The organism is Pseudomonas sp. Sample_21 (genome assembly GCF_004307525.1).
In the GTDB taxonomy this organism is placed as follows: domain Bacteria; phylum Pseudomonadota; class Gammaproteobacteria; order Pseudomonadales; family Pseudomonadaceae; genus Aquipseudomonas; species Aquipseudomonas atacamensis.
In genome coordinates this window covers 39,552-54,883 of the sequence record NZ_RCNZ01000060.1, presented here as the reverse complement: position 1 = coordinate 54,883, position 15,332 = coordinate 39,552, and the positions used below count along the sequence as shown (strand labels likewise).

The following is a 15,332-nucleotide window of genomic DNA, read 5'->3' as shown; positions in this document are numbered from 1 at the left end:
CGAGCCTCAGACCCGCGCCGCCGTCACCGCCGCCGAACCCCAGGTGGTTCTCCAGCGACGCTTGACGCCGTGCAGGCCAAACCATGCCAGCACGCCGAGGCTGGCGAACAACCACAGCGCCAGTTGATAACTGCCGGTGCTTTGCTTGATCGCGCCCATGCCGGCCGCGAGGGCGAAGCCGCCGATACCGCCGGCCATGCCGATCAGCCCGGTCATCACGCCGATCTCCAGACGAAAACGCTGCGGCACCAGTTGGAAAACCGCACCGTTGCCGGCGCCCAAGCCGAGCATGGTGCAGACGAAAAGCGCCAGCGCCGCGTAGGAACTTGGCAGATTGAAGCCCACCGCTGCGATGCAGATGGCAGCGACGGTGTACATCGCCAGCAAAGTGCGGATGCCGCCGAAGCGATCGGCCAGCGCGCCACCCAACGGCCGCATCAGGCTGCCGCCGAACACGCAGGCAGCGGTGTAGTAGCCGGCGGTTACCGGGCTCAGACCGTATTGATCGTTAAAGTAACCGGGCAGGGCACTCGCCAGGCCGATGAAACCGCCGAAGGTGACGCTGTAGAAAAACATGAACCACCAACTGTCGCGATCACCGAGGGCCTTGAAGTAGTCGGCCATGGCTTTCGGCTTTGGCCGCTGCGGGGCGTTTTTTGCCAACAGGGCGAATAGCACCAAAGTCAGGACCAGCGGGATCAGGGCAAACCCGAAGACATTGCTCCAGCCGAACGCGGCGGCAATCACTGGCGCCAGCAGCGCGGCGAACACGGTGCCGGAGTTGCCGGCGCCGGCGATGCCCATGGCTTTGCCCTGATGTTCTGGTGGATACCATTGCGAGGCCAGCGGCAGGGCTACGGCGAACGACGCGCCGGCCATGCCGAGGAACAGGCCGAGGATCAGCGCCTGTTCATAACTGTGGATACCCAGTTTCCAGGCGCCGAACAGCGCGCAGATGACGATGACCTGGCCGATCAGCCCGGCGGTCTTGGGCGACAAGCGATCGGCGAGCATGCCCATGGCGAAGCGCAACACCGCGCCGGCGAGAATCGGCGTGGCGACCACAAGGCCCCGCTGCTGGGTGGTCAGGTGCAGGTCGGCGGCAATCTGCACCGCCAGCGGGCCGAGCAGGTACCAGACCATGAAGCTCAGGTCGAAATACAGGAAGGCCGCGAACAGGGTCGGGGTATGGCCGGATTTCCAGAAGCTTGAATTCATCGCGCACCTCGGCTGAAAAGAGTCTCGAAAGGAGTCATGCACAGCAGGTGGAGCGCCTCACGGCCGCACCACCGGCCCCGCTCTGTGGGGCCAAAACGCAAAAACGCCGCTACCTGATTCGCCGGGGGGGCGAACGGGGTGAGCGACGTCTTTGTCGTAGGTGGGGCAACCGCCGTTGGTTACCTGTGCGGTTTACTTAGCGAGATTTGTGCCAACAGCTGAAAAGCAAAAGCCCCTCACCCTAGCCCTCTCCCAGAGGGAGAGGGAACCGAGCGGGGGATGGCCGAATCATTTGCCGATCTGAACGATTTCGAGTGAATCCATATCCGGGAGAGGGCTAGGGTGAGGGGCTCTTGATTTGCAGCGAAAATTTCAGCCCAGCAACTCACTCATGGCAATGATCTGCTCCGCCACCTGAATCAGCTTCTGCTGGCGGCTCATCGCCTGGCGGCGCATCAGCGTATAGGCCTCTTCCTCGTTGCAATCCTTCATCTTCATCAATAAACCCTTGGCCAGCTCAATGCGCTTGCGCTCGGCCAGTTGCTGGTCACGGGCCTGCAATTGCGCGCGCAAAGCCTGGTCACTCTCGAAGCGCGCCATCGCCACATCGAGAATCGGCTGCAACCGTTGTGCGTGAATGCCTTCGACGATGTAGGCACTGACCCCGGACTTGATCGCCTGACGCATCACCCCCGGGTCATGTTCGTCGGTAAACATCACGATCGGCCGGGGCTGGTCGCGGCTGACCAGCACCACTTGCTCCATGACATCGCGGCTCGGTGACTCGGTATCGATCAGGATCACGTCCGGGCGCACCGTTTCGACGCGCGCCGGCAGGTCGATGGTCAGGCCGGACTCGTCGATTACCTCGAAGCCGGCCTCGGTCAGCGCCGCTTTCAGGCGTCCGACTTTTTTCGCGGTGTCGTTGATCAGCAGAATGCGCAACATGTTCGCGGTCTCCTGTCAGCGCTGGGCGAGAAGGGGGGCGGTGTCGTTCAGGGCATGCAGTTTGAAACTGCGCGCATAGCCCGCCGGATCGCTGCCGTCCCAGACCTTGCCGTCGAGCAACTGGCTGCTGCGCAGGTCGGCGTGCGAAGCCGCAATACCGACAGCGCTCGCTGCCTCGCGATACAGATCCAGACGCTGAACCTGGCGGGCGACGGCCAGATAATCCGGATCCTCGCGCAACAGACCCCAGCGACGGAACTGGGTCATGAACCACATGCCGTCGGAAAGGTAGGGCAGATTGACCTCGCCATCGCCATGAAAACGCAGCGCATGCGGATCCTGCCAGCGATTACCGAGGCCATCGGCGTAGTCACCCATAAAACGCGGCTCGATGCACGCGGCGGGGGTGTCGAGGTATTCGGTGGCGCTGAGCAATTGCGCGGTGCTGCGGCGGTTTTCCGGGCTTTCTTCGATGAAGCGACTGGCCTCAAGAATGGCCATGACCAGCGCCCGCGCGGTGTTGGGATATTGCTCGACGAATTCGCGGGTGCAGCCGAGGACTTTTTCCGGGTGGTCGGGCCAGATGCTTTGGCTGGTCGCCAGGGTGAAGCCGAGATCCTGCTGCACGGCGCTGGCCGCCCACGGTTCGCCGACGCAAAAACCGTCGATGCGCCCGGCTTGCAGGTGCGCGACCATTTGCGGCGGCGGCACGACCACGCTGTCGACGTCCTGCAACGGATGAATGCCCTGGCTCGCCAGCCAGTAATAAAGCCACATCGCATGGGTGCCGGTGGGAAAGGTCTGGGCGAAGGTCAGTTTTGCGCGGCTTTGGTGCACGTGCCGATCGAGCGCTTCAGGACTGTTCACGCCAGCCTGTTGCAAACCATGGGACAGGTTCAGGCTCTGGCCATTCTGGTTCAGACCCATCAGCACTGCCATGTCGGTCGGGGCGACGCCGCCGATGCCCAGGTGCACCGCGTAAATCAGTCCGTACAGGCTGTGCGCGGCATCCAGTTCGCCGCTGACCAGTTTGTCGCGCAGGTTGGCCCATGACGCCTGACGCTTGAGGTTCAGGGTCAGGCCGTAGGGCTGGGCGAAGCCCTGGGTGGCGGCGACCACCACCGAGGCGCAGTCGCTCAGCGCCATGAAGCCGAGATTGATCGCGCTCTTTTCCGGCGCATCGCTGCCATTGACCCAGGCCAGAGGCCCCAAGGACGTTTCGTTCATACGCTACCTCAAAAAAAACGTCGTCCCGGATTCTGCGCAGGCAAAACCCGGGGACGACGCCATTGTCCTGGCCTGCGCGCCGTCATTGGTCGGCAGACTGATGAGCGGGGTGGTGCAAGGCATATGCCAGTCGCCTGATTCGCGCAGGCGCCTCGCGCCGGGGGACGATGCCCGGCTATAATCGCCGCCTCTTTTCGCCGCCCGAGTCATTGCCGCCCATGTACACCCTGGCCCGTCAGCTGTTGTTCAAACTTTCCCCGGAAACCTCCCACGATCTGTCGCTGGATCTGATCGGCGCGGGTGGACGTTTGGGCCTCAACGGCTTGCTGTGCAAGGCGCCGGCGAAAATGCCGGTGACCGTCATGGGGCTGGAGTTCCCGAACCCGGTGGGGCTGGCGGCAGGTCTGGACAAGAACGGCGCGGCCATCGACGGCTTTGCACAATTGGGTTTCGGTTTTGTCGAAATCGGCACCGTGACCCCGCGCCCACAACCGGGTAACCCGAAACCACGGATCTTCCGCCTGCCGGAAGCCGAGGCGATCATCAACCGCATGGGTTTCAACAACCTCGGTGTGGATAACCTGCTGGCGCGGGTCGCTGCGGCAAAATACCAGGGCGTGCTGGGCATCAATATCGGCAAGAACTTCGACACTCCCGTCGAGCGTGCGGTCGACGATTACCTGATCTGCCTGGACAAGGTTTACGCCCACGCCAGCTACGTCACCGTCAACGTCAGCTCGCCAAACACCCCGGGCCTGCGCAGCCTGCAGTTCGGTGACTCGCTCAAGCAATTGCTCGCGGATCTGGCCACTCGTCGCGCCGAACTGGCCCTGCGTCACGGCAAGCATGTGCCGCTGGCGATCAAGATCGCGCCGGACATGACCGACGAAGAGACTGCGCAGGTTGCCCAGGCATTGATCGAAACCGGCATGGACGCGGTCATCGCCACCAATACGACTTTGAGCCGTGTCGGTGTTGAAGGCATGGAGCATGGCGACGAGGCGGGCGGTCTGTCCGGCGCGCCAGTGCGTGAGAAGAGCACCCATACCGTGAAAGTGCTGGCGGGCGAATTGGCCGGACGCTTGCCGATCATTGCCGCGGGCGGGATTACCGAGGGCAAACACGCGGCGGAGAAAATCACTGCTGGCGCGAGCCTGGTGCAGATCTATTCGGGCTTCATCTACAAAGGCCCGGCGCTGATTCGTGAATCGGTGGATGCGATCGCCGCGTTGCGCTGAGGATTGCCGAGGCGTTGGGGGGCCTTTGTGGCGAGGGGATTTATCCCCGCTGGGCTGCCCAGCAGCCCCAAACCTTGCACATTGATATGCCAGTTAAATTGAAATTCCGACTTCGCGACTGCTGCGCAGCCGAGCGGGGATAAATCCCCTCGCCACGTGGAACCCGGTTAACCCTTTTTGCAGGCATTAAAAAGGGCTCCTCGAAGGAGCCCCTGGGCCGTAGCCCGCCGTCCGGGAAGGACGTGCGTGGTTAATTCATTGCAAATTCAGATTGTCGTGTCGGAATAAATGCCCTGTGTCAGCCGACGGCGTGAAGTTCGTTGAGTCTGTGGATTCCCGCAGTGCCGGTCATACCGTCCCAGTTGTCGCCGCGTCCTTCTCGCCAGCCGTTGATCCAGGCTTGACGTACCGACGGTAGAGTAAATGGGCAAAGCTCACGGGATTTGCCACCAACGCCATATTGATATCCGCGCAAAAATGCTCTTTCCAACGGATCACGCTTAAGTCTTCTCATAGGGTGTTTCCCTCACTTGTTGACTGTAGTGTCGCGTTGACCTCAATTGAGGTCGGGCAGAAAAAACCTGCCATCGTGCGGCTCGCTGCCGGCGTGGCGAGCCAAGGTGTTGACGCCGTTGCGACGTCAACCTGTGCTCAGTTCTAACCAATGAGTCACACCGAGGGAATGATCGTTTTGTCATAAGCACGTAACGTAAAGGATGCTATGGCGATAAGTAACCGCGTATTTATTCAACGTTCAATGCGCAAACCCCGGTATGATCGGCGCCCCGCTGACTCAGGGGGTTAATCCTTTAGTGAGAATGACCCACGTTTGCGCTTGGGTAATATTCGACGAAGGGTCGCTTTCAGTCTTTTTGTTGCACCAACTTTTTTATCTGTCCCGGCATCTAAGCTCTTTTAACCCGAGCAGCGGGGATGGAACGGCACACCTTCGTGCCACGCGGGCGCTCTTTCAGAAAAGCGCCTGATTGAAAACCGGGTCGGCAATGCGTTGCCGGCCCACTAGCCAAAGGCTCTGGAATTACCATGTCCGATCGTTTCGAACTCTTCCTCACTTGCCCCAAAGGCCTTGAAGGCCTGCTCATCGAGGAAGCCGTCGGGCTTGGCCTTGAAGAAGCGCGCGAGCACACCTCCGCCGTGCGTGGCATGGCGACCATGGAAACCGCCTATCGCCTGTGCCTCTGGTCGCGTCTGGCCAACCGCGTGTTGCTGGTGCTCAAGCGTTTCCCGATGAAGGACGCCGAAGACCTCTACCACGGCGTGCTCGACATCGACTGGCAGGATCACATGCTCAGCGACGGCACCCTGGCCGTCGAATTCAGCGGCCACGGCTCGGGTATCGACAACACCCACTTCGGCGCGCTGAAAGTCAAAGATGCCATCGTCGACAAACTGCGCACGCCGCAGGGCGATCGTCCATCCATCGACAAACTCAACCCGGACCTGCGTATCCACCTGCGTCTGGATCGCGGCGAAGCGATTCTGTCCCTCGACCTGTCCGGCCACAGCCTGCACCAGCGCGGCTATCGCTTGCAGCAGGGCGCGGCGCCGCTGAAGGAAAACCTCGCGGCGGCAATCCTCATCCGTTCCGGCTGGCCGCGTATTGCTGCCGAAGGCGGCGCGCTGGCTGACCCGATGTGCGGTGTCGGTACGTTCCTCGTCGAAGCCGGGATGATTGCCGCCGACATGGCGCCGAACCTGCGTCGCGAGCAGTGGGGCTTTACCGCGTGGCTCGGTCACGTGCCGGCACTGTGGAAAAAACTCCATGAAGAAGCCGTCGAGCGTGCCGCCGCCGGTCTGGCCAAACCGCCGCTGTGGATTCGTGGTTATGAAGCCGATCCACGATTGATTCAGCCAGGCCGCAACAACGTTGAGCGCGCCGGCCTCAGCGAGTGGATCAAGATCTACCAGGGCGAAGTGGCGACCTTCGAGCCGCGCCCGGACCAGAACCAGAAAGGCCTGGTGATCTGCAACCCGCCGTACGGCGAGCGTCTCGGTGACGAAGCCAGCCTGCTGTATCTCTACCAGAATCTGGGCGAGCGTCTGCGTCAGGCCTGCCTGAACTGGGAAGCGGCGGTGTTCACCGGCGCCCCGGATCTGGGCAAGCGCATGGGTATCCGCAGCCATAAACAGTATTCGTTCTGGAACGGCGCGCTGCCGTGCAAACTGCTGCTGATCAAGGTTCTGCCGGATCAGTTCGTCACTGGCGAACGTCGCACCCCGGAACAGCGTCAGGCCGAGCGCGAGCAAGCGGCTTACGATCAGACCCCGGACGAGCCGCAAGAGCGCAAGTTCAACAAGAACGGCAACCCGATCAAGCCGACGCCAGCCCCGGCGCCAGTGGTCGAGCAGCCGCGCTTGAGTGAAGGCGGGCAGATGTTTGCCAATCGCTTGCAGAAAAATCTCAAGGCGATGGGCAAGTGGGTCAAGCGCGAAGGCATCGATTGCTACCGCGTCTATGATGCCGACATGCCGGAATACGCGATGGCCATCGACCTGTACCACGACTGGGTGCACGTTCAGGAATACGCCGCGCCGAAATCCATCGACCCGGAAAAAGCCTCGGCGCGCATGTTCGATGCGCTGGCGGCCATTCCGCAGGCGTTGAACGTCGACAAGAACCGCGTGGTGGTCAAGCGCCGCGAGCGGCAGAGCGGCACCAAGCAGTACGAGCGTCAGGCGGCGCAGGGCAAGTTCGTCGAGGTCAATGAAGGTGGCGTGAAGTTGCTGGTCAACCTCACCGACTACCTCGACACCGGCCTGTTCCTCGATCACCGGCCGATGCGCATGCGTATCCAGAAAGAAGCGGGCGGCAAACGCTTCCTCAATCTGTTCTGCTACACCGCGACCGCCAGCGTGCACGCGGCCAAGGGCGGCGCGCGCAGCACCACCAGCGTCGATCTGTCGAAAACCTATCTGGACTGGGCGCGTCGCAACCTGTCGCTGAACGGCTTCTCGGACAAGAACCGTCTGGAGCAGGGCGATGTGATGGCGTGGCTGGAAAGCAGCCGTGACGAATACGACCTGATCTTCATCGACCCGCCGACGTTCTCCAACTCCAAGCGCATGGAAGGCATCTTCGATGTGCAGCGCGATCAGGTGCAGTTGATCGACTTGGCGATGGCGCGGCTGGCACCGGGTGGCGTGCTGTATTTCTCCAACAACTTCCGCAAGTTCCAGTTGGAGGAAAACCTCGCCGAGCGTTATGCGGTCGAGGAAATCAGTGCGCAGACCATTGATCCGGATTTCGCCCGCAATACCAAGATCCACCGCGCCTGGAAAATCACGGCTCGTTGACGCTTTCACTGGTTGGATCCACAGAGCGTTGATTTTTAACGGCTCGGTGGATCCAGCGGTGCTAGCTAAATTAGTGGCTAATAGCTATAACTCACACACCGCCAATGGGGTTTTCCCGCAAATCTGGCGGAGTGAGTCGTGCTTATGCCGTTGCACCCCGTGCGCCCGAAAATCCTCGGTTTCATCAGTGAAGACGTCTCAGCCTGGCTGGTCGCTTTGCTGGTGTTGCTTGCCGGCGGGATTCTCACCGGGCTGCTCGCATGGGGCACCTTCAACCAGTTTCAGCAACAATCGCGTCAGCGTTTCCAACTGCTGGCCAACGAACGCTACAGCCGCATCGCCGAACGTTTTCAGGACCAGGAGCAACGTCTCGATAGTCTGCGGCGGTTCTTCGCCAACTCCGAATCGGTGTCCCGCGCTGAATTCGATGGTTACTCTCGACCGTTATTGCTGCGCACCCAAGCCTACACTTACGCGCCGCGAGTCAGCGGTGCCGAACGGGCCGCCTTTGAACAGCAGGTACGTGATGAAGGCCTGAGCGAATTCACCATTCGCGAACTGGACGCCAAAGGCGAATTGCAACTGGCGCCGCCGCGCGACGAATACGTGCCGGTGCTCTACACGCAAACCCAGAGCCGACTGGCGCCGCCGCTGGGTTACGACTTGCTCGCCCAACCCTTGCGCCGCGAAACCCTGCAACGCGCCGACCAGTTCGGCAGCATGGCGGTGTCGCAACCGATGCATCTGGTCGGGATCGAGCCGTCGTATGCGCGTGGTGTGCTGCTGCTGGCGCCGGTCAGTCGCGCTGGAGAGTCGCAGCCGTTCGGCTATGTGATGGCGGTGATCAGCATGCGCCAGTTGCTCGCCGACGGACTGCCCGATGCCCTGCACGATTATCTGTCGGTGCGCATTCTCGACCTGTCGACCCAGGATCAGCACGAGGCGCTGTTCGAATCGAGCAACGAAGCGGTGCCCGGCGATCTGGCGGCGACGCGTTTGCTGCGCATGGCCGATCACGACTATCAGGTCGATATCCTGCCAAGCTACGCCTTCATGCAGGCCAACCATTCGTCGGTGGGCAGCGTGATCATTCTTGGCGGCTTGCTCAGCGCACTGCTCAGCGCCTTGCTTTACGTGCTGGTCAGCCAGCGCCAGCGCGCGGTGCGCCTGGTCGAGGTGCGCACGCAGGAGTTGCACGAGCGCGAGCAGGAATTGCGCGGCACCCACGGTCAACTGCGCGGCGTGCTGAATGCCGCCACTCAGGTCGCGATCATTGCCACCGACCTGCGCGGCGTGATCAACACCTTCAACCCCGGCGCCGAGCAAATGCTCGGCTACAGCAGCGCCGAAGTCGTTGGGCGCATGACCCTGGAGAATCTGCATTTGCCTCGCGAGCTGGCGGCGCGTTCGGCCGAGTTGAGTGCGCGCTACGGCAAAAGCATTCCGACTTGCCACGCGATGCTGGTCGAGGGCGGCGAAGTCGGCGGCCATGAAGCGCGCGAGTGGACGCTGGTGCGCAGCGACGGCAGTCATCTGCCGGTGAACATGCTCGCCACCCCGGTGCTTGACGAACAAGGCCTGTGGGTCGGTCATCTGGCGATCTGCATCGACATCACCGAACGCAAGCGAGTGCACGAGGTGCTGGCAGCACGCGACACATTGCTGAAGAAGCTCAGCGCCCATGTTCCCGGTGGCATCTACCAATTCAAGATGGAATTCGACGGACGCTTCAGCGTGATCTACGCCAGCGATGGCATCCGCGAAATCTACGAGCTGGAGCCGGATGTGCTGCTGCTCGACTCCGAGGCGATCTTCAGTCGTATCCACCCGCAGGATGCGATTCGCGTGCGCAGCTCGATCCGCGAATCGGCGGAAAACCTCAGCCCTTGGCGCGAAGAGTACCGCGTGCAATTGCCCGAGCGCGGTCTGCGCTGGGTGCGCGGCGAGGCGACACCGGAAGAGCTGCCGGGCGGCGGGGTGCTGTGGCACGGTTATATCTCGGATATCTCCGATCTCAAGCGCGTGGAAGAAGAATTGCGCGCGTTGTCGATCACCGACTCGCTGACCGGCATTCACAACCGCCGCTATTTCCAGGAACGCCTGACCACCGAAATGGCCCGGGTCGAGCGTGGCGGCGGTGAGTTGTCGGTGATCATGCTCGACATCGACCACTTCAAACGCATCAACGATCAGTTCGGCCACGCCGTCGGCGACCGCGTGCTGCAGGCAGTCTGCGAGCGGATTGGCCATCGCCTGCGCCGCACCGACGTGTTCTGCCGTTTGGGCGGTGAAGAGTTCATGGTGCTGTGCCCGGATATCGACGGTGAACACGCCTACATGCTGGCGATGGAGTTGTGGGAGGGTTTGCGTAGCGCACCGGTGGACGTGGTCGGCTTGGTCACCGCGAGTTTCGGCATCGCCAGCTGGCGCCCGGGGGAGGGCGCAGATGCATTGTTGCTGCGCGCCGACTCAGGGGTCTACGCGGCGAAGCAGAATGGCCGGGATCGGGTTGAGCGGGAGATGAGCTGAGCCGCTGATGCTCGATACACCACAAGCCTGTGGGAGCTGGCTTGCCAGCGATAGGGTTATTCCAGTCAGCATATTCGGTGACTGACAGTCCGCTATCGCTGGCAAGCCAGCTCCCACAGGGTTTTGTGGTGTGGCTTGGATTGGGTTACAGCACCGAAGCGGTCTGCGGCAGTTTCGGCTGTTTGTACAGATCCAGCAGCACCTGATCGAGCACCGACGAGGCGCCGAACGGGGCCTTGTCGTTGAGGATCGCTACCACTGCCCAGGTATTGCCATTCACATCACGGCTGAAACCGGCGATCGCGCGCACGGTGTTCAGGGTGCCGGTCTTGACGTGGGCTTCGCCGCGCATCGCCGTGGTTTTGAGACGTTTGCGCATGGTGCCGTCGGTGCCGGCAATCGGCAGCGAGCTGATGTACTCGGCGGCGTACGGGCTGTGCCAGGCGGCTTGCAGCATGTTGGCCATCTCACGCGCGCTGACCCGCTCGGCCCGCGACAGACCAGAGCCATTCTCCATCACCAGATGCGGCGCGGTGATGCCTTTCTTCGCCAGCCACTGACGCACCACGCGCTGCGCAGCCCGGGCGTCATCACCGTCGGCATCGTTGCGGAAACGCTGGCCAAGGCTGAGGAACAGCTGCTGGGCCATGGTGTTGTTACTGTATTTGTTGATGTCGCGGATGATCTCGGCCAGATCCGGCGAGTACGCGCGGGCGAGCAGTTTGGCGCTGCTCGGCGTCGGTGCCAGACGATCCTTGCCCTGGATGCTGCCACCCAGTTCCTTCCAGATCGCCCTTACGGCGCCGGCGGTGTAGGTCGCATGGTCGAGCAGCGACAGGTAAGTCTGCGAGCTGCAGCCTTCGCCCAACTGGCCGCCGACGGTCACGGTCACGCTGCCATCGGCCTGCGGCACCGGGTTGTAGCGCACGCCGCCGGTGCATTGCTTGGACGGCAGGGCTTTGACGGTGTTTTCGATGCGGATGCTGGCAATCGGCGGCTCAACCGAAATCAGTACGCGGCCACCGTCATTGCGCGCGACGAAGCGCAGGGCCTTGAGGTTGACCAGCAACGAGTCGGGTTTGACCAGGAACGGCTTGTTGTCGTCGTTGCCGTCATCGTTGAATTCCGGCAATTGCGGCTGCACGAAGAAGTTGCGGTCGAGGATCAGGTCGCCGGTGATCTGGGTCACGCCGTTGGCGCGCAGGTCGCGCATCAGCAGCCAGAGTTTTTCCATGTTCAGCTTCGGGTCACCGCCACCCTTGAGGTAGAGGTTGCCGTTGAGAATGCCGCCGCTCAGGTCGCCATCGGTGTAGAACTCGGTTTTCCACTGATGGTTGGGGCCGAGCATTTCCAGCGCCGCGTAAGTGGTGACCAGTTTCATCGTAGAGGCCGGATTGACCGAGACGTCGGCGTTGAACACGGTCGGCGTGCCCGGACCGTCGAGCGGCACCATCACCAGCGACAGCGCAGTGGGCTGCAACTTGCTGGCCTTGAGGGCTTTTTCGACGTTCGGGGTGAGGGAAGTGTTGATGGTGGCAGCGGAGACAGGCAGGGCCAGAGGCAGAAGAAGGCCGGCGAGAAACAGTGGACGCAACGATTTGATCATATGCAATAAAACCCTGCAAAAGAGGGGAAAAAAGACGAGGACATGGATGAAAAGGCCCTCAGTGGTCATGAAAGTGTCGGCATTATGCCCCAAGCTGTAACAGCTTGTGCCGTGTCAGGCCCGGCCAATCGCTTATTTTTTTACAGGCGGTCGGCCGCAGCGACCAGAGAGTCGGGCAATCGCCGGCTTAAACTGGTAAAGTGCCGGCCGTTATTACTTAAGAGGATTGTTCCAATGGCGACTAACCGTTCCCAGCGTCTGCGCAAAAAACTGTGCGTTGATGAATTTCAAGAGCTGGGTTTCGAACTGAACCTGGACTTCAAAGAAGACTTGTCCGAAGAAGCCATTGACGCTTTCCTCGAAGCATTCATCAAAGAAGCCATGGAAGCCAACGGTCTGGGTTATGTTGGCGGCGACGACTTCGGTCTGGTGTGCCTGCAGAAGCGTGGCTCGGTCAACGAAGAGCAGCGCGCTGCCGTTGAAGCCTGGCTGAAAAACCGCTCCGAGCTGACCAAGTACGAAGTCAGCCCGCTGCTGGACGTGTGGTATCCGGAAAAGCCGATCAACGCGGCCAAGTGATACTGAAAAAAACGGCGACCTGAGGGTCGCCGTTTTTTTTCGTCTGGGGTTTGGGTGGTACGGCTTGGGTTTGGTGGTGGATTCGCCCCTCACCCCAGCCCTCTCCCGAGGGAGAGGGGGCCGATTTGTGGGCTTTTCGGGATGTGAGTTCGACTTGGTATCCCTCGTCGGCGTATATTTTCCGAGCACCTTGGTCAGTCCCCTCTCCCTTTGGGAGAGGGTTAGGGTGAGGGGCTTTTGATCTTAAGCTCTGCGCCAATTCAGAATCACCAGCGTCAAAACCCCCGCCACAATCCCCCAAAACGCCGAACCAATGGAAAACAGTGTCAGCCCCGACGCCGTGACCATAAAGGTGATCAACGCCGCTTCCCGTTCCTTCACCTCGCTCATGGCAATGCTCAAGCCATTGATGATCGAGCCGAACAGCGCCAGGGCGGCAATCGACAGCACCAGTTCCTTGGGCAACGCCGCAAACAATGCCGCCAACGTCGCGCCGAACACCCCGGCAATCCCGTAGAACACCCCGCACCACACCGCTGCGGTGTAACGCTTGTTGCGATCTTCATGGGCATGCGGGCCGGTGCAGATCGCCGCGCTGATGGCCGCGAGGTTGATGCCGTGGGAGCCGAACGGCGCCAGCAGCAGCGAGGCGATGCCGGTGGTGGTGATCAGCGGCGAGGCCGGGACGGTGTAGCCATCGGCGCGCAGCACGGCGATGCCGGGCATGTTCTGCGAGGTCATCGCCACCACGAACAGCGGAATGCCGATGCTGATGGTCGCGGCCAGGGAGAAGTGCGGCGTGGTCCACACCGGGGTGGCCACTTCCAGGTGAAAGCCGCTGAAATCCAGCAGCCCCATGAAGCCCGACAGCGCAGTGCCAATGAGCAGCGCTGCAAGCACCGCATAGCGTGGTGACAGGCGCTTGACCAGCAGATAAGTGAAGAACATCCCCAGCACCAGACCGGTACGGTGTTGCGCGGCGACGAAGATTTCGCTGCCGATCTTGAACAGGATCCCTGCCAGCAAGGCCGCCGCCAGAGAGGCCGGGATCTTTTTCACCAGCCGTTCAAAGCTGCCGGTCAGGCCGCAGATCGTCACCAGTACCGCGCACGTGATGTAGGCGCCGATCGCCTCGCCGTAACTGACGCCGCCCAGGCTGGTGATCAGCAACGCCGCGCCGGGGGTCGACCAGGCGATGGTGATCGGTGTGCGATAGCGCAGCGACAGGCCGATCGAACACACTGCCATGCCGATCGAAATCGCCCAGATCCACGAGGAAATCTGCCCGCTGCTCAGGCCGGCCGCTTGCCCGGCCTGGAACATCAGCACCAGCGAACTGGTGTAACCGGTCATCATCGCGATGAAACCGGCGACGATGGCGGAAGGCGAGGTGTCGGCGAGAGGGCGCAGGCGGGCGTGGGTGGCGTCGGTCATGACGGCGGTGTTCCTTATACCAATGGAGATGTCCGCCACAACACAGAACCTCTGTGGGAGCGAGCCTGCTCGCGAAAGCGGTAGGTCAGTCAACATTCATAGTGAATGTGGAATGGCTTTCGCGAGCAGGCTCGCTCCCACGAGGGATTGCGGTCATGCAGCGGATTCTGCGATCAAGCCTAAACTCAAACGTAACCCAGCGTTGCAATACAGCCGCAGGCGCAAACAGCCGTACAGTCGTGTTGCCACCATTCATTGTGTACAATCGCGCTGTTTTTTACGCGATACTTGCCAGCGACCTACTGTGCCGTATTACAGTCACGGTCTATTCGCCGCAGTTTTCCCGACTCGAGTGCCCATGAACGAACAGTTGCAACCCCTCAAGAAACAACCGCGAGCAGGCAAAGCCGGCCGCAGCGGAACCCAGGACGATATTGTCTACGCGCATATCTTCGAGGCCATCCTCGAACAGCGTCTGGCGCCCGGCACCAAGTTGAGCGAAGAAGCGCTGGGGGAAATCTTCGGGGTGAGCCGCACCATCATTCGCCGCGCACTGTCGCGTCTGGCCCATGAAGGCGTGGTGCTGTTGCGGCCGAACCGTGGCGCCGTCGTCGCCAGCCCGAGCGTTGAAGAGGCGCGTCAGGTGTTTCTCGCCCGGCGTCTGGTCGAGCGGGCGATCACTGAACTGGCGGTGCAACATGCCACTGCCGAACAGATCGCCGAACTGCGGCAGATGGTCAACGACGAGCGCGACAGCTTCTCCCGTGGCGATCGTGGTGCCGGTATTCGTCTGTCGGGTGAATTCCACCTGAAGCTGGCGGAAGCGGCAATGAACGCACCGTTGATCAGCTTCCAGCGCAGCCTGGTGTCGCAGACCTCGCTGATCATCGCCCAGTACGAAAGCGGCAACCGCTCGCATTGTTCGTACGACGAACACACCCAGTTGATCGACGCCATTGAAAAGCGCGACGGCGAACTGGCGGTGAACCTGATGATGCATCACATGGATCACATCGACAGCAAGCTCAACCTCGACGAGGAAGGCGCGTCGGATGATCTGCATGCGGTGTTCTCGCATTTGTTGCAGACCAAGAAGCCGGGGCGTCCAGCGGCCAAGCTCTGATCTGAAACCGAGTCGCGGCTTTCGCGAGCAGGCTCGCTCCCACAGGGGAATGCATTTCAAAGGTGGGAGCGAGCTTGCTCGCGAAGGCGATCTGACAGGCAATAAAAATCCCCCG

At 61.4% G+C, this 15,332-nt stretch carries 11 protein-coding genes; 5 read left to right on the top strand and 6 right to left on the bottom strand.

Annotated elements, in window-relative coordinates:
• Nucleotides 1-6: 6 nt before the first annotated feature.
• From D8U71_RS09990 to D8U71_RS09980, 3 genes are all read right to left on the bottom strand, one after another.
• Nucleotides 7-1,218, bottom strand: coding sequence for a nitrate/nitrite transporter (locus D8U71_RS09990; protein ID WP_016773839.1), 1,212 nt, complete (start codon nt 1,216-1,218; stop codon nt 7-9).
• Nucleotides 1,219-1,590: 372 nt separating this feature from the next.
• Nucleotides 1,591-2,166 carry an ANTAR domain-containing protein gene (locus D8U71_RS09985; RefSeq protein WP_007916390.1) on the bottom strand — a complete coding sequence of 192 codons (576 nt, stop codon included), beginning with the start codon at nt 2,164-2,166 and terminating at the stop codon, nt 1,591-1,593.
• Between the two features lie 15 nt (nt 2,167-2,181).
• Entirely contained in the window at nt 2,182-3,393 is a 1,212-nt protein-coding gene (locus tag D8U71_RS09980) for a CmpA/NrtA family ABC transporter substrate-binding protein (protein WP_110601336.1), read from the bottom strand.
• Nucleotides 3,394-3,611: 218 nt separating this feature from the next.
• Between D8U71_RS09980 and D8U71_RS09975 the strand changes: the two genes are divergently transcribed.
• Nucleotides 3,612-4,631: a quinone-dependent dihydroorotate dehydrogenase gene (locus tag D8U71_RS09975; protein ID WP_071171588.1), complete on the top strand. Its 1,020-nt coding sequence runs from the start codon at nt 3,612-3,614 to the stop codon at nt 4,629-4,631.
• Nucleotides 4,632-4,929: 298 nt separating this feature from the next.
• On the opposite strand, the gene D8U71_RS09970 is transcribed toward D8U71_RS09975, so the two are convergent.
• Nucleotides 4,930-5,145, bottom strand: coding sequence for a ribosome modulation factor (locus tag D8U71_RS09970; RefSeq protein ID WP_003223300.1), 216 nt, complete (start codon nt 5,143-5,145; stop codon nt 4,930-4,932).
• Between the two features lie 530 nt (nt 5,146-5,675).
• Between D8U71_RS09970 and rlmKL the strand changes: the two genes are divergently transcribed.
• A complete protein-coding gene (rlmKL, locus tag D8U71_RS09965) occupies nt 5,676-7,946 on the top strand; it encodes a bifunctional 23S rRNA (guanine(2069)-N(7))-methyltransferase RlmK/23S rRNA (guanine(2445)-N(2))-methyltransferase RlmL (RefSeq protein WP_130887695.1) in 2,271 nt (756 codons plus the stop codon).
• Nucleotides 7,947-8,090: 144 nt separating this feature from the next.
• Nucleotides 8,091-10,475, top strand: a complete 2,385-nt coding sequence (locus D8U71_RS09960; protein WP_125927612.1) for a diguanylate cyclase — start codon at nt 8,091-8,093, stop codon at nt 10,473-10,475.
• Nucleotides 10,476-10,620: 145 nt separating this feature from the next.
• Here D8U71_RS09960 and dacB read toward each other — a convergent pair whose 3' ends face one another.
• A complete protein-coding gene (dacB, locus tag D8U71_RS09955; RefSeq protein ID WP_039763007.1) occupies nt 10,621-12,081 on the bottom strand; it encodes a D-alanyl-D-alanine carboxypeptidase/D-alanyl-D-alanine-endopeptidase in 1,461 nt (486 codons plus the stop codon).
• A 234-nt stretch (nt 12,082-12,315) separates the two neighbouring features.
• Here dacB and D8U71_RS09950 point away from each other — a divergent pair, with 234 nt between their 5' ends.
• A complete protein-coding gene (locus D8U71_RS09950) occupies nt 12,316-12,660 on the top strand; it encodes a YggL family protein (protein WP_016773843.1) in 345 nt (114 codons plus the stop codon).
• Between the two features lie 243 nt (nt 12,661-12,903).
• Here D8U71_RS09950 and D8U71_RS09945 read toward each other — a convergent pair whose 3' ends face one another.
• The gene (locus D8U71_RS09945) at nt 12,904-14,094 is read right to left on the bottom strand and encodes a benzoate/H(+) symporter BenE family transporter (RefSeq protein ID WP_125927611.1); all 1,191 of its coding nucleotides are present in this window, start codon (nt 14,092-14,094) and stop codon (nt 12,904-12,906) included.
• Nucleotides 14,095-14,452: 358 nt separating this feature from the next.
• On the opposite strand from D8U71_RS09945, the gene D8U71_RS09935 reads away from it, so the two are divergent.
• Nucleotides 14,453-15,217, top strand: coding sequence for a GntR family transcriptional regulator (locus tag D8U71_RS09935; RefSeq protein ID WP_007918375.1), 765 nt, complete (start codon nt 14,453-14,455; stop codon nt 15,215-15,217).
• The last annotated feature ends 115 nt before the right edge of the window (nt 15,218-15,332 follow it).

Excerpts from the sequence above, each read along its gene's own strand:
- rlmKL (WP_130887695.1), top strand. The coding sequence starts at position 5,676 with ATGTCCGATCGTTTCGAACTCTTCCTCACTTGCCCCAAAGGCCTTGAA.
- D8U71_RS09985 (WP_007916390.1), bottom strand. The coding sequence starts at position 2,166 with ATGTTGCGCATTCTGCTGATCAACGACACCGCGAAAAAAGTCGGACGC.
- D8U71_RS09960 (WP_125927612.1), top strand. The coding sequence starts at position 8,091 with ATGCCGTTGCACCCCGTGCGCCCGAAAATCCTCGGTTTCATCAGTGAA.
- D8U71_RS09990 (WP_016773839.1), bottom strand. The coding sequence starts at position 1,218 with ATGAATTCAAGCTTCTGGAAATCCGGCCATACCCCGACCCTGTTCGCG.
- D8U71_RS09980 (WP_110601336.1), bottom strand. The coding sequence starts at position 3,393 with ATGAACGAAACGTCCTTGGGGCCTCTGGCCTGGGTCAATGGCAGCGAT.
- dacB (WP_039763007.1), bottom strand. The coding sequence starts at position 12,081 with ATGATCAAATCGTTGCGTCCACTGTTTCTCGCCGGCCTTCTTCTGCCT.
- D8U71_RS09970 (WP_003223300.1), bottom strand. The coding sequence starts at position 5,145 with ATGAGAAGACTTAAGCGTGATCCGTTGGAAAGAGCATTTTTGCGCGGA.
- D8U71_RS09935 (WP_007918375.1), top strand. The coding sequence starts at position 14,453 with ATGAACGAACAGTTGCAACCCCTCAAGAAACAACCGCGAGCAGGCAAA.
- D8U71_RS09975 (WP_071171588.1), top strand. The coding sequence starts at position 3,612 with ATGTACACCCTGGCCCGTCAGCTGTTGTTCAAACTTTCCCCGGAAACC.
- D8U71_RS09950 (WP_016773843.1), top strand. The coding sequence starts at position 12,316 with ATGGCGACTAACCGTTCCCAGCGTCTGCGCAAAAAACTGTGCGTTGAT.
- D8U71_RS09945 (WP_125927611.1), bottom strand. The coding sequence starts at position 14,094 with ATGACCGACGCCACCCACGCCCGCCTGCGCCCTCTCGCCGACACCTCG.